This window comes from Neobacillus jeddahensis, assembly GCF_000612625.1.
GTDB classification, from domain to species: domain Bacteria; phylum Bacillota; class Bacilli; order Bacillales; family Cytobacillaceae; genus Neobacillus; species Neobacillus jeddahensis.
On the sequence record NZ_CCAS010000054.1, the window covers coordinates 1 to 18,446 of the forward strand.

The 18,446-nt window shown below is 40.4% G+C and carries 18 protein-coding genes and 5 tRNA genes; 15 read left to right on the forward strand and 8 right to left on the reverse strand.

The annotated features are described in order from the left end of the window. Positions 1 to 2 precede the first annotated feature (2 nt). The 6 genes from TY15_RS18265 to hpt all read left to right on the forward strand — a co-directional run bounded on the left by TY15_RS18265 (position 3) and on the right by hpt (position 1,195). Positions 3 to 79: transfer RNA gene (locus TY15_RS18265), tRNA-Asp, on the forward strand. 48 nt (positions 80 to 127) lie between these two features. Then, positions 128 to 203, forward strand: a tRNA-His gene (locus tag TY15_RS18270). Between the two features lie 16 nt (positions 204 to 219). Further along, positions 220 to 291: transfer RNA gene (locus TY15_RS18275), tRNA-Gln, on the forward strand. 20 nt (positions 292 to 311) lie between these two features. After that, positions 312 to 385: transfer RNA gene (locus tag TY15_RS18280), tRNA-Gly, on the forward strand. A gap of 5 nt (positions 386 to 390) precedes the next feature. Further along, positions 391 to 464, forward strand: a tRNA-Ile gene (locus tag TY15_RS18285). Between the two features lie 227 nt (positions 465 to 691). Further along, a complete protein-coding gene (gene hpt / locus TY15_RS18290; protein ID WP_040205806.1) occupies positions 692 to 1,195 on the forward strand; it encodes a hypoxanthine phosphoribosyltransferase in 504 nt (167 codons plus the stop codon). Between the two features lie 399 nt (positions 1,196 to 1,594). On the opposite strand, the gene TY15_RS18300 is transcribed toward hpt, so the two are convergent. Genes TY15_RS18300 through TY15_RS18310 form a run of 3 tightly spaced genes read right to left on the reverse strand, consistent with a single transcriptional unit; the run spans position 1,595 to position 4,899 of the window. Further along, complete coding sequence (locus tag TY15_RS18300; protein ID WP_040205777.1) at positions 1,595 to 2,740, reverse strand: WD40 repeat domain-containing protein; 1,146 nt, start codon at positions 2,738 to 2,740, stop codon at positions 1,595 to 1,597. After that, positions 2,733 to 4,187: a sensor histidine kinase gene (locus TY15_RS18305; protein WP_040205808.1), complete on the reverse strand. Its 1,455-nt coding sequence runs from the start codon at positions 4,185 to 4,187 to the stop codon at positions 2,733 to 2,735. Before TY15_RS18305 ends, TY15_RS18300 begins: the two co-directional genes overlap by 8 nt. Positions 4,188 to 4,191: 4 nt before the next feature. Then, complete coding sequence (locus TY15_RS18310; protein WP_042375101.1) at positions 4,192 to 4,899, reverse strand: response regulator transcription factor; 708 nt, start codon at positions 4,897 to 4,899, stop codon at positions 4,192 to 4,194. A 192-nt stretch (positions 4,900 to 5,091) separates the two neighbouring features. Here TY15_RS18310 and TY15_RS18315 point away from each other — a divergent pair, with 192 nt between their 5' ends. Continuing rightward, the gene (locus TY15_RS18315) at positions 5,092 to 5,865 is read left to right on the forward strand and encodes a M15 family metallopeptidase (protein WP_040205779.1); all 774 of its coding nucleotides are present in this window, start codon (positions 5,092 to 5,094) and stop codon (positions 5,863 to 5,865) included. Positions 5,866 to 5,947: 82 nt separating this feature from the next. Here the strand turns inward: TY15_RS18315 and TY15_RS18320 are convergent, their stop codons facing one another. Together TY15_RS18320 and TY15_RS18325 are read right to left on the reverse strand one after the other, a co-directional pair. Continuing rightward, positions 5,948 to 6,742: a Cof-type HAD-IIB family hydrolase gene (locus TY15_RS18320; protein WP_040205781.1), complete on the reverse strand. Its 795-nt coding sequence runs from the start codon at positions 6,740 to 6,742 to the stop codon at positions 5,948 to 5,950. A gap of 179 nt (positions 6,743 to 6,921) precedes the next feature. After that, complete coding sequence (locus TY15_RS18325) at positions 6,922 to 7,887, reverse strand: LacI family DNA-binding transcriptional regulator (protein ID WP_040205782.1); 966 nt, start codon at positions 7,885 to 7,887, stop codon at positions 6,922 to 6,924. 277 nt (positions 7,888 to 8,164) lie between these two features. Between TY15_RS18325 and TY15_RS18330 the strand changes: the two genes are divergently transcribed. From TY15_RS18330 to hxlB, 6 genes are all read left to right on the forward strand, one after another. Continuing rightward, a complete protein-coding gene (locus TY15_RS18330; protein WP_042375104.1) occupies positions 8,165 to 8,947 on the forward strand; it encodes a sugar phosphate isomerase/epimerase family protein in 783 nt (260 codons plus the stop codon). After that, the gene (locus TY15_RS18335) at positions 8,935 to 9,894 is read left to right on the forward strand and encodes a sugar kinase (RefSeq protein WP_040205783.1); all 960 of its coding nucleotides are present in this window, start codon (positions 8,935 to 8,937) and stop codon (positions 9,892 to 9,894) included. Before TY15_RS18330 ends, TY15_RS18335 begins: the two co-directional genes overlap by 13 nt. Before the next feature lies 1 nt (position 9,895). Continuing rightward, entirely contained in the window at positions 9,896 to 11,182 is a 1,287-nt protein-coding gene (locus TY15_RS18340; protein ID WP_040205785.1) for an MFS transporter, read from the forward strand. Positions 11,183 to 11,360: 178 nt separating this feature from the next. Continuing rightward, on the forward strand, positions 11,361 to 12,338 hold the full coding sequence (locus TY15_RS18345; RefSeq protein WP_040205786.1) for a LacI family DNA-binding transcriptional regulator: 978 nt from the start codon (positions 11,361 to 11,363) through the stop codon (positions 12,336 to 12,338). A 152-nt stretch (positions 12,339 to 12,490) separates the two neighbouring features. Continuing rightward, positions 12,491 to 13,126 carry a 3-hexulose-6-phosphate synthase gene (gene hxlA / locus TY15_RS18350; RefSeq protein ID WP_040205788.1) on the forward strand — a complete coding sequence of 212 codons (636 nt, stop codon included), beginning with the start codon at positions 12,491 to 12,493 and terminating at the stop codon, positions 13,124 to 13,126. Positions 13,127 to 13,128: 2 nt separating this feature from the next. Then, positions 13,129 to 13,674, forward strand: a complete 546-nt coding sequence (hxlB, locus tag TY15_RS18355) for a 6-phospho-3-hexuloisomerase (RefSeq protein ID WP_040205790.1) — start codon at positions 13,129 to 13,131, stop codon at positions 13,672 to 13,674. 215 nt (positions 13,675 to 13,889) lie between these two features. Here the strand turns inward: hxlB and TY15_RS18360 are convergent, their stop codons facing one another. Further along, positions 13,890 to 15,335 (reverse strand): DEAD/DEAH box helicase, encoded by a 1,446-nt coding sequence (locus TY15_RS18360; protein ID WP_040205791.1) that lies wholly within the window; start codon positions 15,333 to 15,335, stop codon positions 13,890 to 13,892. Between the two features lie 300 nt (positions 15,336 to 15,635). Here TY15_RS18360 and desA point away from each other — a divergent pair, with 300 nt between their 5' ends. Together desA and TY15_RS18370 are read left to right on the forward strand one after the other, a co-directional pair. Continuing rightward, complete coding sequence (gene desA, locus TY15_RS18365; protein WP_040205792.1) at positions 15,636 to 16,667, forward strand: Delta(5) desaturase DesA; 1,032 nt, start codon at positions 15,636 to 15,638, stop codon at positions 16,665 to 16,667. 79 nt (positions 16,668 to 16,746) lie between these two features. Beyond that, entirely contained in the window at positions 16,747 to 17,277 is a 531-nt protein-coding gene (locus tag TY15_RS18370; protein WP_040205794.1) for a response regulator, read from the forward strand. A gap of 62 nt (positions 17,278 to 17,339) precedes the next feature. Here the strand turns inward: TY15_RS18370 and TY15_RS18375 are convergent, their stop codons facing one another. Further along, on the reverse strand, positions 17,340 to 17,528 hold the full coding sequence (locus TY15_RS18375; protein WP_040205795.1) for a hypothetical protein: 189 nt from the start codon (positions 17,526 to 17,528) through the stop codon (positions 17,340 to 17,342). A gap of 212 nt (positions 17,529 to 17,740) precedes the next feature. Further along, positions 17,741 to 18,331 carry a guanylate kinase gene (locus TY15_RS18380; protein ID WP_040205797.1) on the reverse strand — a complete coding sequence of 197 codons (591 nt, stop codon included), beginning with the start codon at positions 18,329 to 18,331 and terminating at the stop codon, positions 17,741 to 17,743. Positions 18,332 to 18,446 lie beyond the last annotated feature (115 nt).

Genomic DNA, 18,446 nt, shown 5'->3' on the forward strand with positions numbered 1-18,446 from the left:
ATGGTCCGGTAGTTCAGTTGGTTAGAATGCCTGCCTGTCACGCAGGAGGTCGCGGGTTCGAGTCCCGTCCGGACCGCCACTTTATTTCTAGTAGGCAACTACTATTGATTTATATATATGGATTTTGGCGGTTGTGGCGAAGTGGTTAACGCACCTGATTGTGGTTCAGGCATTCGTGGGTTCGATTCCCATCAGCCGCCCCATTTAGTTTATTATTATTGGGCTATAGCCAAGCGGTAAGGCATCGCACTTTGACTGCGACATGCGTTGGTTCAAATCCAGCTAGCCCAGTCTTTTTCATTTTTAAATATGCGGGTGTAGTTTAGTGGTAAAACCTCAGCCTTCCAAGCTGATGATGAGAGTTCGATTCTCTTCACCCGCTCCAAATATGGGCCTATAGCTCAGCTGGTTAGAGCGCACGCCTGATAAGCGTGAGGTCGATGGTTCGAGTCCATTTAGGCCCATCCAGAAAGAAACAGATGCCTTTCCTCTGATGCAAGTACGTATCAAAGGAAAGGCTCTTTTTTTTGTAAACATCCCAGATGAAACTTTCACTAAGAGTGCATAGATCCATACATAAACAACGAAGAATAAGTGAATAGAGACATTAAATAGTATAGTGGGTTGCGTTAATTCAATTGGATTGAAAAGGAAGAAGGGATAAACCGTGACATATAAAATTAATAATGTAATGTTTTCAGAATCAGAAATCAAACAAAGGGTAAAGAAGCTGGCAGAGGAAATTGAAGCTGATTTTCATCATGAGCCTATCTATTTAATCGTCGTGTTAAAGGGTTCCTTTATTTTTGCTGCGGACTTGATTCGCGAGATGAAAGGTGATATTAAAGTGGACTTCATTTCGGTTTCCAGCTACGGTGACGAAACAGAAACTACGGGAAAAGTACGACTTTTGAAGGATCTTGATGCAAATATTACGAACCAGAATGTCCTCGTAGTGGAGGATATTATTGATAGCGGATTAACCCTAAATTTCCTGCGAGACCATTTGCAGACACACAAACCAAAACAAATCAAAATCTGCACTCTTTTAGACAAGCCAGAAAGAAGAAGGGTTGAGTTACCTGTGGATTATGTAGGCTTTGTCATTCCAGATGAATTCATTGTCGGATACGGAATTGACTACGCGCAAATGTACAGACATTTACCTTATATTGCAACGGTCAAAGAAGTATGACATAAATCTATAGATACAATAAGGGGGAGAGACACCGTCTACTAACGGTATTTCTCCCTTTTATTTATTCATTCGAGGTCTTGATTACTTCTGCATAAAACTTAATGGCATTTAGGTAATTTTCAACGCTGATATGTTCATTCGTTCCGTGCATCCTGTTTAGATCCTCGGAAGTAATTTGGACAGGAAGAAATCGGTACGTGTTTTTTGATATACTGTCATAATGCCTTGCATCTGGGCCAGCAAACATTAAATAGGGATAAGAGAAAATTTCTCCAATCTGATTAACTATATTTTAATATGAAACTACTTTTTATAATAGTTTGAATTTTGAAGCGAAAAAACCTAACTATAATTGAAATAGTTAGGTCCCTCTTAAATTTGTGTGGCTTTATAAAGTTAGGAAGGGGAATGGAAGGTAAATCGATATACGCTGCTCGCATTAACCGTTTCACTAACGCAAAAAAGCATGTCGCCATTATTATTCCATTTTAAAAAACTTAAATAGTTTAAATCACTATACACCATTTCATCCGATTCAATTGAATCCTTATTTAATAAGGCGAGATGCAGGTTACTAACACCATTATTATTTTTGATCATATAGGCTATTGTTCCGTCTGGGGTGGTATCAAAGGTTTCGATAGAGCCACTAATTAAGAGCTTGGATTCTTTCGTTTTAGGATGATACAGAAAGATACCCTCTTCTTCTTTAATATTTCCGGAAAGTAAGAGACTACCGTCCGCCAAAGGAGCAACTTTTGTAATTTGACCGCTGATTTCTTTGATCACGGATTGTTTTTTTTCTAGATCTACTTGGTACAAGGTTGGACCGTCCTTGTTTTGTAGATGGATAAAATATAGGTATCTTCCATCATTTGAATAGGTGGGATTCCATATTTTAAGACTTTTATAGGCATTGTCTGGAGCAAATGTTGTTGAATCAAGATCTGTAGATTCTAACAGATCTTGTTTTTCACCAGTTAAAATATTTTGTAAATATAAAGTCCCGTCGGCTACGCCAACAAATTGATTGCCATTTGGGGCAAATAGCAGGGCATATCCATCAAAGGTAAAGCGAATTTCTTTTGTCTGAACGTCATATATTGAGCCTTTGATTATCCCTGTTTCCTTGCTCGTTTTAGAATAGATGAGTTTTTTCCCATCTGGTGATACAAGTAATCCACTTTCGACGAGATCATCAAATGTATAAAGTGATTTACTTGTAAGGTCTAAACTGTAGATCTTGTTAAAGGGATCTTGTTCCTTGGTTTCAAAGATTAAGGTATGATCATTCACGATTCCTGGATTCCAAATGGGATAAAGAGTATCAATTTTGGTGACATTGTCTATTTTTAGGTTGTGCCGATCCTTCGAGGTAGCGGAACTGGTAAATAAGCTATCTTGTAATACAATCGTTTTATGATTCGTTGAACTAAACCGATAGATACTACTAAGAAGTAAAAAGCCAGAAATAAAAATGATTAAAATGAATGAAAATAGAAGGGTGTTTTCCACAATTTTAGATGATTTTTGACTACGCATGTGGATTCTCCTTAAAGCTGAGTTTCACTTCTGTCCCACTATTCACTTTACTGTCTATTTCAATCGTCCCCCCATGCTTTTCTACAATACTTTTCACAATGGCTAAGCCCAAGCCTGCACTTCCCTTTTCTCGTACTCCTATGTTGGGAATTCGATAGAAGGGTTCAAAGAGGTTGGTGATATATTCGGAAGGAATCCCTTTTCCTTGATCGATCACCTTTAAAGTTATCATAGTTCCGGTATGGCTACCTTCCACCCTAATGATTGAGTTGACTTTCCCATATTTGATGGCATTATCGATCAAATTAATGATAACTTCCTTCAATTTATCCTTATCTCCCACAAGAGTTAGGTTATCCTCAACTTCATAGTGGATTCTGATCCCATATTTTTTCCCTTTCATTCTCATTTCATCACAGGTTTCTTTGATGAGAGGGGATAAATCTACCTGCTCCATATAGTAACTAATATCATCGGAAGTGGCTTTGGAAAGTTCAATGATGTCTATTACCATATGATTGAGACGCTGGCTTTCCTTAATGATATAGGACGTTCCTTTTTCAAAAAAATCTCGATCCGTGAATCCATTGTCCTTCAAAACCTGTGAATACCCAAGAATCGTTGTGAGCGGTGTTTTTAGTTCATGCGTCACATTATCAAAAAAAGTTTTGCTTTGTGATTGAGCCTCTTTTAGAGCATCACGATCCATTTCAATAATTTCAATTTGCTCTTTTATCCGTAGTGCCATCTGCTTAAACCGTTGGGCAAGTTCGCCCATTTCATCCTTCGAATCAATATCGATGTGGAGAACGAAATCACCTGCAGATAATTGTTCGGTACTTCTCGTTAATTTACGGATCGGGTTCGTAATTTTCCTCGAGAGGATAAGGGATGTAATATAAATGAACATAAAAATAATTACAGCAAAAAGGATGATCATATTTTGAAAGCGATTAGTATATTTAGACTGCTCAGTGTAATCCTTGCTGTATCTCATAATTCCTATCACATGATCATTTGCTTTAACAGGAAAGGAAAGGGTGACCATGACTTTTTCTTCAGAATGATTTATTGTATAGGCGGTCTCACCTTTTAAAGCCGTTGATAAATCTTTATTATCGAGGTTAGCTTTATTTAAAGGTGAAGTGATGTTTTTTCCCTGTGCATCATAGAGTGTAACTTGACTGCCCATTTGTGTGCTGACTACGTTTGCGATGTTAGTTGCCTCTGTTGCAAATGAGAGCTTGCTCATTTCCGTGTCTTTAATGAGGAAGTATTGTTTTAAGTAGTTATCTAGTGTTTTCCGAGCTTCAATCATATCTTTATGAATGATTTGTGAGTTATTTTGTTCATTGATTTTATATGCTGCTAGCAGGAATGCTGAAAATCCGATAAAAGTTACGATTGAAAAGGCAAGGAGCATTTTAAACTGAATGGAATGTTTCATCATGCTAGTGTCCATTGCTTACTAATTTATAGCCAACACCGAATACTGTTTCAATAATAGAGGGTCTCTTCGATTTATCGAGTTTTTTTCTTAGCCGCTGTACATGAATATCTACCGTCCGAGTATCTCCGATAAAATCAAATCCCCATACCTTATCGAGTAAATCGGCCCTTGAGAAGACTCGCCCCTTATTTTCTGCGAGAAATAAGAGAAGATCATATTCTTTATTCGTAAGCTCTACCATGGATCCATCCTTGAATACTTCTCTCTTTTCTTTATATAACTCAATCCCATTTCCAGGTTGAAGCACATCGAAACCATTTGTTTCTATTAACTCGGAGGTTAACTCAATTCTTCTAAAAATAGCCTTAATTCGAACGATGACTTCGCGAATATCGAAGGGTTTTGTAATATAATCATCTGCCCCCAGTTCCATTCCAAGAATTTTATCCAATGTATCTGACTTTGCAGTGATCATAATAATAGGCACACTATCATCCCTTGTTACTTTTCTACAAATATCAAATCCACTCATATCAGGCAACATTAAGTCCAGTAGGATTAGATGAGGGGTGAATTCAGAAATTAGCTGTATGCCTTGCTCCCCCGTAGATGCAATTTTAGTTAAGAAGCCTTCCTTTTTGATAGAATAGGAAAGTAACTCGGAGATTGGTTCTTCGTCTTCGATGATTAATATCTTTTTTTGTTCCATCGTAACTCCTTTCTCTACTAGACCGATCATATACTTTTTTTATTTGATTGAATATATTATTCAAATTGAATTTACAAGTTAGATACAACTGATACTTGTATGGAAACATTTATCGCTTATAATCAAGTTACGATTTAAGAGAATGAGGATTGACCAAACGGTTTTGCTTAAATATGAAAAGGAGAAAAATGGATGAGAAAAAAAATCGTTATTGCTCTTTTGCTGTCCTCTGCACTAGTACTATTTGCTAGTTGGGACAGTTTATATAAGCCTTTTTCAAAAAAGACCATTTCAACAAAGTCTTCTGTCAGTGATCAAAGTGTCGAAATTGAAAAAAGTAGCCCAGTGAACCAGAGTAATAATACCAATCAGCTTGCTGGTTCTCGCGATGAGGATATGATGGTGCTCGTCAACAAGGAACACGCATTGCCAGATACGGGAAGACCTACTGATTTAGTGTATCCAAATGTTCAGTTTATTTTTTCTGAAAAAAATGAAAAGCGCATGCTACGAAAGGAAGCTGCAGAAGCAATAGAAGCCTTATTTAAAGGGGCAAAAGACGATGGAATAACATTGTTAGGTGTGTCAGCTTATCGATCATATGAAACGCAAAAAAATGTGTTTGATAACTATGTCCACAGAGATGGCCAACAAAAGGCCATGACGTACAGTGCTGTTCCGGGCCATAGTGAACATGAAACCGGTCTAGCAATCGATGTTACAGGTGGTGATGGTCGATGTGCAGCGGAAGATTGTTTTGGTGGAACAAACGAAGCCCAATGGTTAGCTGGACATGCTGCAGAATACGGCTTTATTATTCGTTATCCAAAAGGAAAGGATTCTATCACTGGCTATAAATATGAACCTTGGCATATACGCTATGTAGGGAAAAGTGCAGCAGTAGAAATAGCCAGTAAAGGAATCACGCTTGAAGAATATATGAATGCTGTTCCGGTAAATAAATGAAAATAGAAGAAGCAAAGGGATCCCTTCCTAAGTAGAGGATCCCTTTTGATATTGTCGGCATGTGCTTATTAGTTTTTGAAATTTAGGCTGGAATGAGGCGTTTATCCAGTAATCCCACCTCGATCAACCCGTTAAGTATTCCATCTTCCGAAGAGGAGGTCGTGATGAGGTCGGCAGCGGCCTTAGCTTCAGGAACAGCATTACCCATGGCAATTCCTGTTCCAACTGTTGCGAGCATCTCGAGATCATTTAACCCATCACCAAAGGCAAAGCTATTTTCTACTGGAATATCGAAGTTCTCTAATAGCTTGCTGATGCCAACCGCTTTTGAAGCACCGATGGGCAGAATATCATAGGCGTTGTCGTGCCACTTCAACAGATTAAGGGTTGGGAAGCTTTCCTTGTATATTTGTTCATCCTTGCTTTCGCAATAAAGATGGCCCAGATAAATAGACTCCTGTTTATAAAAATTTTCATCCACCTCTGGATAGGGCATTAAGAGTGAATCAAAACTTGTCTCAATTAAGGGATGGTTTTGTTTGTTAACTCGATAATCCTGATGGTTAAAATAGGCTAAGGCATGCCCATTTTTGTGCGCCATCGCTGCCAGTGAATCCAATATCTCGCGGCCAATGGGGTTGGCATAAACCTGTTGACCCTCAAAAACGACATATTGTCCATTCATCGAGACATAGGACTCCATATTTAATTCCTTTTGAACCCAATAAAACATATTTGAGACCCTGCCAGTGGCAATGGCCGTATAGATTCCCTGTGCCTGTAGTAGTTGTATCGCCTTTTTTGTGGACTGCGGAATGATTTTATCATCCGTTAATAACGTACCGTCTATATCAAAAAATACGATTTGTTTTTTCATTTCATATCCCTCCGCCTCCATACAACACCGTCGTAACGCTCAGATCGCTCCGATCACGCCGACAAGTGCTGTATGACATTTCCCATACAGCATAGAGTATGAAACGCGTTTCAGGTCAAGAAATTTTGTAGAAAAAAATTTTTATGGAGGAAATTCAAAGTGGTGTCAGGCACCAGCAATTAGACAGACTGACGTTCAATTAATTGCATTTCCATCTCCTGATGGGTCACTTGCTCGCTAGGGTTGATCCCTTGTAGAAATAGCTTTCTCCCCATCTCGATAAGCGGTATGTCAATGGTGGTGATTCCCATCATTTGAGCGATTGGCTGATTATTAAATCCAATAATAGCTAAATCTTCTGGGATGGAGATATTTTGTTTGTGGGCACAGGTGACGATCCCCGCCGCGACTTCATCACTTGTGACAAGCAGAGCAGTAGGGGGTTCCTCCATCTTGAGTATTTGCTCAATCACTTGCTCGCCATCCTCAAAATAATTACAGTGATTAAAAATATAACTTGGATTATGTTGTAAATGATATCTCGTCACAAAATCCTTATATGCCATCCCTCTGAACTTACTACTTGTGCCGGACTTACGACCAATGCAATAGCCAATTTGCTGATGTCCTTTTTGATACAAGTAGTTTAACGCAAATAGAAAACAACGATAGTGGTCAACAAAGGTGGAGGAAACATTTTTTTCCCTTCCATCTTCACATAACACAATCGGCCCATAGGATATGTAGTCGGCGATGGTCGGCCACCCACTTGCTCTTGAACAAATGAGCAGGGCATCAATTTGCTTTTGCTTCAACATTTGCAGGGCTTCCAATTCTCTTTCCTTATCATAGTTGGTTTGAAACAGCACCAACTTATAGTTATTTTCGAGGGCTTCCATTGCGATTCCTTTGATTAACAAGGCAAAATAGGAATGGTCGATAAAGGGGACGACCACACCAACAAGAAAGGTTTTCCCCATGCTTAAATGGACAGCATTGATATTGGGTTGGTAATTACTACTCTCAATGGCAGCTAAAACGGCCTTTCTCTTTTCCTCACTCACATACGGATGTTTATTCAGTACCCGTGATACAGTTGTTACCGAGACGCCTGCCATTTTTGCTAAATCGCGAATATTTGTCATGTTATCACCTATGTTTATCTCTCTTGGTTACATCGATTATAGTACATTGTGGAGAGAATCCCAATTTTATCGCTCGCATACAATCATGTAGGAATCCACTGATCATAGCTCCGGACAGCAGCTTGACAAACCAAAAGTAGGTTCTAATAGGGACAATGTTTAAAAAAAATAATTTAAAATAACATATTGCAAAAACGCTTACATTGCGTTTATAATGTTAATAAATCGATTTACTAAACCGGTTTATCAAAAAGTTACTTAAGAAAGGGTCTTCATTATGAAAAATGTGATTGTCCCGTTAAATGCCTTTGATCGCGTAGAAGTATTGGAGATTGGGCAAGCAGCTTATGTGGAGCTCATCGCCAAAGCGGGGGCCTATGGAGTGGAGATACGCCGTGAATTACTATCGGCAGAGCATCACCAACTAGATAACATTAAACGGACTATTGAACAGTTTGATCTATTTACTGTCTATTCCGCTCCAATCGAATGCTGGAAAGAGAATCATCAGTTAAATGCAGAAGAATTAAATATACTATTTCTCGAAGCAAAAGCCTTGGGTGCCAAGTGGGTAAAAGTATCGCTCGGTCATTTTCAAAAGGGTAAATCGAACATGGTCGACCTTGCAGCATTCCTAAAGGAGCAGCCAGATATTCTGTTGCTTGTTGAAAACGACCAAACAGCTCATGGTGGTAATGTTGAGCGGTTACGAGCATTTTTTGAAAGCGTTGTCGACCGCGCTCTTCCTATAAAAATGACTTTTGACGCTGGGAACTGGTACTATACAGGCGAGGATGTGGTTGTTGCTTTGAATATACTCGCCCCATATGTCATTTATCTTCATTTAAAACAGGTAGAGGTCCATGGTGGCGAACTCGTGACGGTCCCACTTCAGAATGTTGGGAATCACAGTTGGAAACAAGTGATGAGTAGATTACCAAACGATATTGTGAAAGCGCTTGAGTTTCCGATTGTCCCAAATGAAATGACAAAGGACTATATTGAAATGATAAATGAGATGTCAAAAGAAAGAGAGGCGTTAGCAATATGCAACAGCTAGATACAGTTACCTTTGGTGAAGCAATGATGATGTTTATGGCAAATCAGACGGGACCCTTACACGAAGTCAGCCAATTTACCCGAGAGCTGGCCGGTGCTGAAACCAATGTTGCGATCGGACTTGCACGTCTAGGCTTAAAGTCTGGTTGGGCTAGTAAGGTTGGAAACGATGCCTTTGGTAAATTCATCATGGAGCGGCTTCAAAATGAAAACGTCAACATTGATCATGTATTAATAGATTCTCAATATGCGACTGGGTTTCAACTGAAATCGAAGGTGATCGAGGGTGACCCAGAGGTTCAGTATTTTCGGAAAGGATCTGCTGCTAGCCATTTAAATACAACAGATTTCAATGAAGCTTATTTTCTAGCAGCGAAGCACCTCCATATGACCGGGATTCCACTGGCTATTTCGGAAGAGACAAGAGAGTTTGCGAAGCATGCGTTAGCTTTTATGAAAAAAAATGAACGAACCGTTTCATTTGATCCGAATTTACGCCCAAGTCTTTGGAGTTCCCGTGAAGAAATGGTCAAGCATACAAATGATGCGGCCTTCCAGGCTGATTACGTTTTACCAGGGATGGCAGAGGGTGAGATTTTAACGGGTTACAAACAACCTCGTGATATTGCTTCATTTTATCTTGAAAAAGGTGTTAAGCTGGTTGTAATTAAACTTGGTGAGACAGGGGCATTTTATAAAACAACGTCAGAAGAAGGAACGGTTCCTGGTATGAAGGTGGAAAAAGTGATTGATACCGTGGGTGCCGGCGATGGCTTCGCTGTTGGTATTATCAGTGGATTAATGGAAGGGTTTTCGGTCCAAGAGGCAGTTTTAAGAGGAAATGCAATTGGTGCCTTAGCCGTGCAAGCGCCGGGTGATAATGATGGCTACCCTACAAAAGCAAGACTGTTAGACTATATCGAAAAAAATTTACAGGGAGTGAACTAATATGAAACAAACGATTGCCAAACAACGCTGGCTTCGGCTGATTCCAATTGCTTTTATCACTTATAGTCTTGCTTATCTTGACCGGGCCAACTATGGTTTTGGTGCGGCAGCCGGGTTAGCGGAGGATCTGCACATTACGGCTGGTACCTCCTCTTTACTAGGAGCGCTCTTCTTCTTAGGATATTTCTTTTTCCAAGTGCCTGGAGCAGCATACGCGGAGAAAAAGAGTGCAAAGGTACTAATATTCTGGTCGTTGATTGCTTGGGGATTATTAGCGTCGTTCACCGGTTTTATTACCAATGTGAAGCTATTATTTGTGATTCGCTTTGCGCTTGGGGTTGTGGAAAGTGCGGTTATGCCAGCAATGCTAGTGTTCTTAAGCCACTGGTTTACAAAGGCGGAACGGTCTCGTGCTAATACATTCTTGATTTTAGGAAACCCTGCAACGGTATTATGGATGTCGATTGTTTCCGGTTATTTAGTCAATTCTGTGGGCTGGAGATGGATGTTTATCGTCGAAGGTATTCCTGCTGTGATTTGGGCATTTATTTGGTGGAAATTGGTGAATGATAAGCCGAAGGATGCCAAATGGTTAACCGAACAAGAAAAGGTAGATTTTGAAAAACAATTAGAAAAAGAACAAGAAGGATTAAAGCCAGTTAAAAATTATGGCGAAGCCTTTAAATCGAAACCAGTTATTTTGTTAAGTGTGCAATACTTCCTCTGGAGCATTGGGGTATATGGGTTTGTGATGTGGCTGCCATCGATAATTAAAGCAGCACCAAATATGGATATTGTGACAACCGGTTGGTTATCGTCTGTGCCGTACATTTTAGCCGTAGTCCTGATGTTAGCGGCATCTTATTTCTCTGATAAAACGTTAAATCGAAGTGCCTTTGTTTGGCCGTTCTTGTTAGTCGGGGCGATCGCATTTTATTTCTCTTATGCGATTGGAAGCAGTCATTTCTGGATTTCATTCATCTTGCTCGTAATCGCTGGTGGTGCGATGTATGCTCCATACGGTCCGTTTTTTGCGATTATTCCGGAGATTCTCCCTCGTAATGTTGCTGGTGGTGCGATGGCGCTAATTAACAGTATGGGTGCACTGGGTTCATTCGTTGGTGCTTATATTGTTGGCTATTTGAATGGACTGACTGATGGATTCGGGGCATCTTATATCTTTATGGCAGGGTCATTATTCCTTTCTGCGATTCTAACCATATGGGCGATAAATATAGCAAAAAAGGAAAAAAAGCGTCAATCCTCTGATTTAAAAATAACTGCTTAAAACTCGTCTATTGTAATGAATGTTTGAGGATGACAGTGAGGAAATGAAAACTGTCATCCTTATTTTATTTGAAGTAGAATGCCAAAAATGGTCTGATCCCATTTTTGGTTAGACTGGTAAAATCGCAGCTTTGCCGCTAAAATGGAGTCATCGACAGAAATGAAAGAGGAAGATTGGAATGGAAAAAGTGACGATGGCTGATGTTGCCAAAGCAGCAGGTGTCTCGAAAAGTACAGTATCACAGTTTTTAAATAAACGGTTTGAATATATGGGCGAAAAAACAAAGCAAAAGATTGCTGAGGCAATCGATACACTCGGGTATCAACCTAATTATATTGCTAGGAGTCTGAAGCAAAAACGAACTTCGATGGTCGGGATTATTGTGGCGAATATCATGCACTATTTTTCAACAGAGGTTAGCAGAGCAATCGAGGATTTTTGCCACCATCATGATTTGCATGCGATTGTCTGTAACGCCGATGACGATCCGGAGAAGGAAAAGAAATATATTGAAATGCTTAGAGCAAAGCAGGTAGACGGTCTCATTATTTTTCCAACTGGCCAGAATAATGAACTATATGAAAGGTTGATCAACCAGGACTACCCCGTTGTATTTGTCGATCGCAAAGTAGAGAATGTACGTGGGTTTTCGATTGTAACCGATAATCAAGACTCTACCTATAAGGCGATTCAGCAATTTGTGGCACAGGGCCATCGAAATATCGCTTTTGCTGTCCAGCCGCTTACGGTGAGTACGAGGAAAGAGAGATTTCAAGGCTATCAAAAAGCATTGCTGGATGCTGGTTTGGAGATGAATCCTGAGTTTATCGTGGAATCGGACATTTCGGAAATGAAAGCCAAACTTGAGAGACTTTTTTCGATGGAGGATAGACCAACAGCGATTTTTTGTGGAAACGATCGTGTCTTTTTAGTAGCGGTTGAAGCGCTTAAAGACAAGGGCATTAAGATAGGAAAAGATATTGAATTAGTTGTCTTTGATAATATTCCGTTTGCTCCATTGTTGGAGACACCTATTACGTTCATCGTGCAGCCTGCATCTGAGATGGGGACGAAGGCTGCGGAATTATTATTTGAACAAATGAATAAGGTAGAACGGGACCCAGTGGAGATTGTTTTTCAGAGCAAGCTGATGTAGTTGGGGGGCAATCCGAAGGGATAAGTGCACCCCAATGTTCTTACTAAAGGGGAGCCCTTCCATGCTATTGAAAGACATGGATAAAAGATTTATACTTTTGATAAACCGATTTAGTAAATCGGTTTATCCTTAGGGAAAAGGAGATATGGAGGATGAATATACAACTTGCTTTGGATCGGATGGAGATTGCAGAGGCCATCGAGTTAACCAAAAAGGTGGAGGATTCCATCGATTGGATTGAGGTTGGCACCTCGTTAATAAAAGAATTCGGAGTTACGAGTATTCAAGAGCTGAAACAAGCTTTTCCAGATAAAACGATTGTCGCTGATATTAAAACGATTGATAATGCCCGTTACGAATTTGAACTGTGCTTTAAGTCGGGAGCAGACGTGGCCACGGTGATGGGGGTATCACCGTTGGTTACGATCGATGCTTGTATGGAGGTTGCACAACGATATAACAAAAAAGTAATGATTGATTTATTAAATACTTCTGCTGAGCAAAAAAAGGCCCTATTGAAGTACGAGGATGCCATTTTTTGTGACCATGTTAGTAAGGATGAGCAAGAGGAAGCAGGCTCGCAAAATCGTGGCACGGCGAGAAATGAGCTAGTCGATTTCTCAGCAGTACAGGTGGCTGTAGCGGGTGGGATTACTTTAGAATCAATTGGCCGGTTAAGGGAAACGCTTCATCCGGCAGTAGTGATTATCGGATCGGCGATTACCAAGGCATCCAGTCCTAATGAGGCCGCGGCTCAATTTAAACAAATATGCATGGAGGAGAAGTGAGCATGATGATTCCAACTATATTAAAGGAAGTTGAAACGGTTCTAAGCCAAGTAGCAGAGGAACAACTACAGGAAATAGCAGGACAATTGAAAAAAGCGAAGCGCCTTTTTATCATCGGTGAGGGCCGTTCCGGGTTAATGGCTAAATCGTTTGCGATGAGATTAATGCACTTAGGAGCAACTGTGTATGTGGTCGGAGAAACGATTACACCTGCAATTGCTGAAGGGGATTTATTAGTAGCTGTCTCAGGTTCTGGTACAACGAAGAGTGTGGTTTGGACAGCTGAAAAGACGCAATCACTTGGCTGCCAAGTGATTGGGGTGACCACTGATCTAGAATCACCGCTCGCACAGGCGGCAACACAAAACCTGCATGTACCGGCAGCCACCAAATATCGCCGTGAAAATGAGTTGAAAACCATCCAACCACTCGGCTCTCTATTCGACCAATGCGTGCACCTACTATTTGACACCATCTGCCTGCAATATAGCCAGCTAAGCAGCACAAACCACACAGACGCCTTCGCTCGCCATAGCAATTTGGAGTAGAATGTGGTGCGTTTGTGGTGTGTTTGTGGTGCCTGACACCATTCGTGGACATTGTCCACTCCAAAAGGACAGATAACAGAAGGAAAAGGTGCCTGAGACCATCTAGTTTGTGATGGTGTCAGGCACCTTTAATTTAGGTTCACCTTTTTTTAAAGATAAGAAATGATTAATTTTGACTTTGAGAATGGTCCAGCTTCGGGCGCCTTACGCTTTTCTTATTTAAGGGCTTTGCTGACTTTTAGTTTTTTTCCTTTGATGGTGGCGTTCTCGAGTGCTTGTAGCACGATTGAGCCTTTTCCATTTAGAATATCTACATAGGAGAGGGTATCCTGGATGGTAATAATCCCAATATCCTCAGCGGTTACGCCTGGGATTTTCGCGATGGTCCCAACAAAATCAACGGCACGGAGCTTTTTCTTTTTCCCGCCACTAAAATGGAGCTTCATGATCCCTTGATTAATTCGGGCCGTTTTATTATTACGGACGACACGGCGGCCATTGATTTTTTCATCAAAAGCGGCTTGTCCACTAGCCACTTCCTGGGGTTTAGGCGCTTCCATAACAGGAATTTCAAAGCCGATATATCGTTCAATCGCTTTCACGAATTTTCCTTCATATGGCGTGGCAAGCGTAATCGCCAACCCTTTATTCCCAGCACGACCGGTTCTTCCTGTCCGGTGCACATAGCTCTCTTTTTCCATGGGGACGTCATAGTTTATGACTAAGGTCACGTTATCAATATCAATCCCCCGTGCCGCTACATCAGTCGCCACAAGGTAGCGGAAATTCCCCATTTTAAACCCATCCATTACGGCAAATCGATCTTGCTGCTCTAATCCGCCATGGAGTCGTTCACATGAATAATCGGACTCCTCTAATTCAGCAAATACCGTATCCACGTGCTCTTTTGTTCGGCAAAAAATAAGACAGCTATCAGGGTTTTCAACCACAGTGATGTCCTTAAGAAGGGACAGCTTATCATCTTCTTTTACCTCGATTAATCGATGTTCAATCGTTGAGGTTGTGATTCCGGACGACTCAATCTCGATTTGAGTCGGATCCTTCATATATTGATGGCAGAGATTTTCAACATCCTTTGGCAATGTCGCTGAAAACACCATCGTCACTCGGTCTGCTGGGAGTTCCCTTATGATACTTTCTACTTCATCAATAAAGCCCATATTCAGCATCTCATCAGCTTCATCGATGATAAGGTATTTGATTTGACTTAACTCTAATGTTCCTCGATCGATATGATCGATCACTCGCCCTGGAGTTCCGACAACTACATGTGTTTTTTGCTTTAATTCTTCCTTTTGTTTGTTAAAAGGCTCTTTTCCGTATACGGCCATGGCTTTTATGCGTTTAAATCTGCCAATATTGGTCATGTCATCACGAACTTGAACCGCTAGCTCCCGTGTAGGAGTAAGAATGAGCGCCTGAGGCTTTTTCTCTTCCCATTCGATCATATCGCAAACAGGGATCCCAAAGGATGCAGTCTTCCCACTGCCTGTTTGTGACTTCACGACAAGATCGTGCTTTTCCAGCGCTAACGGGATGACTTGTTGTTGCACCTCTGTTGGCACATCGTATTTCAAAACAGAGAGTGCCCTTTTTATTTCATCGCTTAAATGGTATGCTGCAAAACTTTTTTCACTCATGTTGGTACCTCGTTTTTTTAGTATATCCGACCTTATCTTTAGAATTTCTCTAAAAGAAATATCATATGCAAAGCTGAATACGGTTCATTATACAGGAAAGATAAGATAAATCCCTCTTAAAATTTTTTATTATCATAGCACCAAACAGCTATAGATTAAGGATAATAGGGGTTCAAAACATCATTTACAACTTGTATATGACATTTATCATGTCCTGCGCATGACACCTGCTACTAACACGTGCTATTTCCTTCCCTTATAATTTGAAATAACAAACGAAAAGGAAGGGAATTCAAACAAATGACCTTACAAAATACGAAAAGTTTGAAAAAACAAGTAGCTCCTTTTGAAAAATCGACGACGAAAGAAAGTATCTGGCAGATTATTAATACGGTAGCTCCATTTTTTATTCTATGGTATTTAGCCTATATAAGCCTGTCGGTATCTTACTGGTTAGCGCTCGTTCCGATTGTGATTGCCGCTGGCTTTTTAACAAGGATTTTCATCATCTTCCATGATTGTACCCATCATTCTTTTTTCAAGAACCGCCGGGTCAATCGCATTACCGGCACATTCATGGGTGTGTTAACGTTATTTCCGTTTGATCAATGGGGTCATGAGCACTCCGTTCATCATGCTACAAGTGGTAACTTAGACAAGCGCGGTACAGGTGATATTTGGACACTTACAGTGGATGAATATTTGGCAGCACCACTTAGACTTCGATTAGCTTATCGTTTTTATCGTAATCCTTTCGTTATGTTTGGATTAGGTCCCATTTATGTATTCCTGCTTAAAAATAGATTTAACCGTAAAGGTGCTCGAAAGAAAGAACGGATGAACACCTATTTAACCAATGTGTTGATTGTTGCGTTGATTGCTTTGCTCTGCTGGGCAGTCGGCTGGCAAGCATTTCTTTTAGTACAGGGTTCGATTTTCTTATTATCAGGTTCAGTGGGGATTTGGTTGTTTTACGTCCAACACACCTTTGAAGATTCCTATTTCGAAGAGGACAAAGAGTGGGAATATGTGAAAGCGGCAGTGGAAGGGAGCTCGTTCTATAAGCTTCCTAAGGTTTTACAATGGCTTACCGGTAATATTGGTTATCACCATGTTCACCATTTAAGTCCAAGAGTACCTAACTATAAACTGGAAGAGGCTCACAATAACACCCTTCCACTCCAAAACGTTCCTACCATTTCCTTGGCTACTAGCCTGAAATCGCTGCGGTTCCGCCTTTGGGATGAGGAGAGAAAGAATTTTGTCAGCTTTAGAGAAGTTAAAGCGTTAGCGAAAAAAAGTATTTCAGTTCGAGTAAAGCCTGAACTCTAACTTTACCATCAATGGCCGGCTCCCCATCTCTAAGGGGAGTCTTGCATGTCGGGGATGCAGGCCTATAGGAGAGAACAAAATGATTCGTATTGTGATTGCAGAGGATCAGGAATTACTGTTAGGAGCGATTGGTTCTCTCCTCAATTTGGAGGAGGATATGGAAGTGGTCGGCCGAGCGAGGAATGGCGAAGAGGCCTTAATGCTGGTGCAGCGATTACAACCGGATGTTTGTCTCCTAGATATTGAGATGCCAAAAAAGAGCGGGCTAGAGGCTGCGGAAGCTTTGAAGCTAACTAGCTGTAAAGTTATTATCTTAACAACCTTTGCGAGGAAGGGATATTTTCAGCGGGCGATCGATGCGGATGTCCACGGCTATTTATTGAAAGACAACCCGAGTGAGGAGTTAGCTGATTCGATTCGAAGTATTATGGAGGGAATGAGGATCTATTCTCCTGATCTTATGGATGAAGATCTCAGCCAAAATGAACGCGACCTTCCTGGATTAGATAAGGAATGCAAGCCTGAAAAAATAAAATTAACCATCCATCTAGGATCTGTCAGAAAATATCTTTCTACCATCTTGGATAAAATAAAATCGCCAACTGGATAAAAGAATGGTGCCTGCGAGTGTCAGGCACCATTTTCCTTTTGTTGTAAATAAACTAAGGTAAATCATGTTTCATAGATCAGCTGTTTTTCCTTTTCAACTTCTAATGCTGAGACGATGTAAGCAAAGCCGTTCATTAATAAATACATCATATTAGACTGTATCCGTTCACTTTCTCCTAAATACGTATTTATGATAATAAAGACAGAATACAAAATAACAAAAAATAACGCGATTTTATTAAAAATGCTCATTCTCTAACAACCCCTTTAATAGGATGCTTAATTTATCTTATTTCCTTTGTGTCATTCTTATGCAAGTCATGGAGGAATTGCCAAGAATATCTTCGTTCTTGTTCGCTCAATAGAAATTCAAAGCGAAAAAGGCGGTTTAACAATTTCATGTTAAACCGCCTTTTCCTTCTTACTAGTGTTCGCGCTTTCATCTCTTTGGGCAGGCGTTTTCCTTAATAATCTGTTTCTGTTAGATCTCGATCCAAAAAGGTTTCAATCAGTTCGCTAACTTGAAAGGCCACTTGGGGGGAATCATAATTTTCAAAGGCATGTTCACAGCTGTTTTTGTAGCTTAGGATTTCATCATAATGCTTCATATGTCGTTCGATGACTTCTTCAGTATCTTGACGATCTTGGTGTCTCTTGATAACCGTATCGCGATCAGCATAAATAAAAATTCGTACCACACCGTCTCCGTACATCTTCTTCAACTTTTCCGTTCCTTCAGGATTCAAAGTCAAATAGACGAATTCATGGTTTTGGAAGGCTTCGATAATATCTTGCTCACGAATTCCATAATAGAATCCATCAATCTCGACACTTTCTAGAAACTCTTGTTGGGCTTGCATCTGTTTGAAGGTATCCTCATTAACAAAGTGGTAGTCATGACCGTTTTTTTCATAATGTCGAGGGGAGCGGGTAGTGTAAGAAAGAACGGTTTCCATATCAAACGCAGTAGCGACCATTTTCGCAATGGTTTTTCGACCGGAGCCGTCTGGGCCTGTGTAAACAAAAATCTTTTCTTTTCCTTTGATTTGATACATTGAGGAGCCTCCTTATGGTTTTGATGAAAAAATGAAACCTTCTGTGGGGACAATAGCTGGAAGTAATGCGGTTCCTATTAGTATAGCAAAGTGGCGATGAAATGGAAATACATGG

Excerpts from the sequence above, each read along its gene's own strand:
- hpt (WP_040205806.1), top strand. The coding sequence starts at position 692 with ATGTTTTCAGAATCAGAAATCAAACAAAGGGTAAAGAAGCTGGCAGAG.
- TY15_RS18300 (WP_040205777.1), bottom strand. The coding sequence starts at position 2,740 with ATGCGTAGTCAAAAATCATCTAAAATTGTGGAAAACACCCTTCTATTT.
- TY15_RS18305 (WP_040205808.1), bottom strand. The coding sequence starts at position 4,187 with ATGAAACATTCCATTCAGTTTAAAATGCTCCTTGCCTTTTCAATCGTA.
- TY15_RS18310 (WP_042375101.1), bottom strand. The coding sequence starts at position 4,899 with ATGGAACAAAAAAAGATATTAATCATCGAAGACGAAGAACCAATCTCC.
- TY15_RS18315 (WP_040205779.1), top strand. The coding sequence starts at position 5,092 with ATGAGAAAAAAAATCGTTATTGCTCTTTTGCTGTCCTCTGCACTAGTA.
- TY15_RS18320 (WP_040205781.1), bottom strand. The coding sequence starts at position 6,742 with ATGAAAAAACAAATCGTATTTTTTGATATAGACGGTACGTTATTAACG.
- TY15_RS18325 (WP_040205782.1), bottom strand. The coding sequence starts at position 7,887 with ATGACAAATATTCGCGATTTAGCAAAAATGGCAGGCGTCTCGGTAACA.
- TY15_RS18330 (WP_042375104.1), top strand. The coding sequence starts at position 8,165 with ATGAAAAATGTGATTGTCCCGTTAAATGCCTTTGATCGCGTAGAAGTA.
- TY15_RS18335 (WP_040205783.1), top strand. The coding sequence starts at position 8,935 with ATGCAACAGCTAGATACAGTTACCTTTGGTGAAGCAATGATGATGTTT.
- TY15_RS18340 (WP_040205785.1), top strand. The coding sequence starts at position 9,896 with ATGAAACAAACGATTGCCAAACAACGCTGGCTTCGGCTGATTCCAATT.
- TY15_RS18345 (WP_040205786.1), top strand. The coding sequence starts at position 11,361 with ATGGAAAAAGTGACGATGGCTGATGTTGCCAAAGCAGCAGGTGTCTCG.
- hxlA (WP_040205788.1), top strand. The coding sequence starts at position 12,491 with ATGAATATACAACTTGCTTTGGATCGGATGGAGATTGCAGAGGCCATC.
- hxlB (WP_040205790.1), top strand. The coding sequence starts at position 13,129 with ATGATGATTCCAACTATATTAAAGGAAGTTGAAACGGTTCTAAGCCAA.
- TY15_RS18360 (WP_040205791.1), bottom strand. The coding sequence starts at position 15,335 with ATGAGTGAAAAAAGTTTTGCAGCATACCATTTAAGCGATGAAATAAAA.
- desA (WP_040205792.1), top strand. The coding sequence starts at position 15,636 with ATGACCTTACAAAATACGAAAAGTTTGAAAAAACAAGTAGCTCCTTTT.
- TY15_RS18370 (WP_040205794.1), top strand. The coding sequence starts at position 16,747 with ATGATTCGTATTGTGATTGCAGAGGATCAGGAATTACTGTTAGGAGCG.
- TY15_RS18375 (WP_040205795.1), bottom strand. The coding sequence starts at position 17,528 with ATGAGCATTTTTAATAAAATCGCGTTATTTTTTGTTATTTTGTATTCT.
- TY15_RS18380 (WP_040205797.1), bottom strand. The coding sequence starts at position 18,331 with ATGTATCAAATCAAAGGAAAAGAAAAGATTTTTGTTTACACAGGCCCA.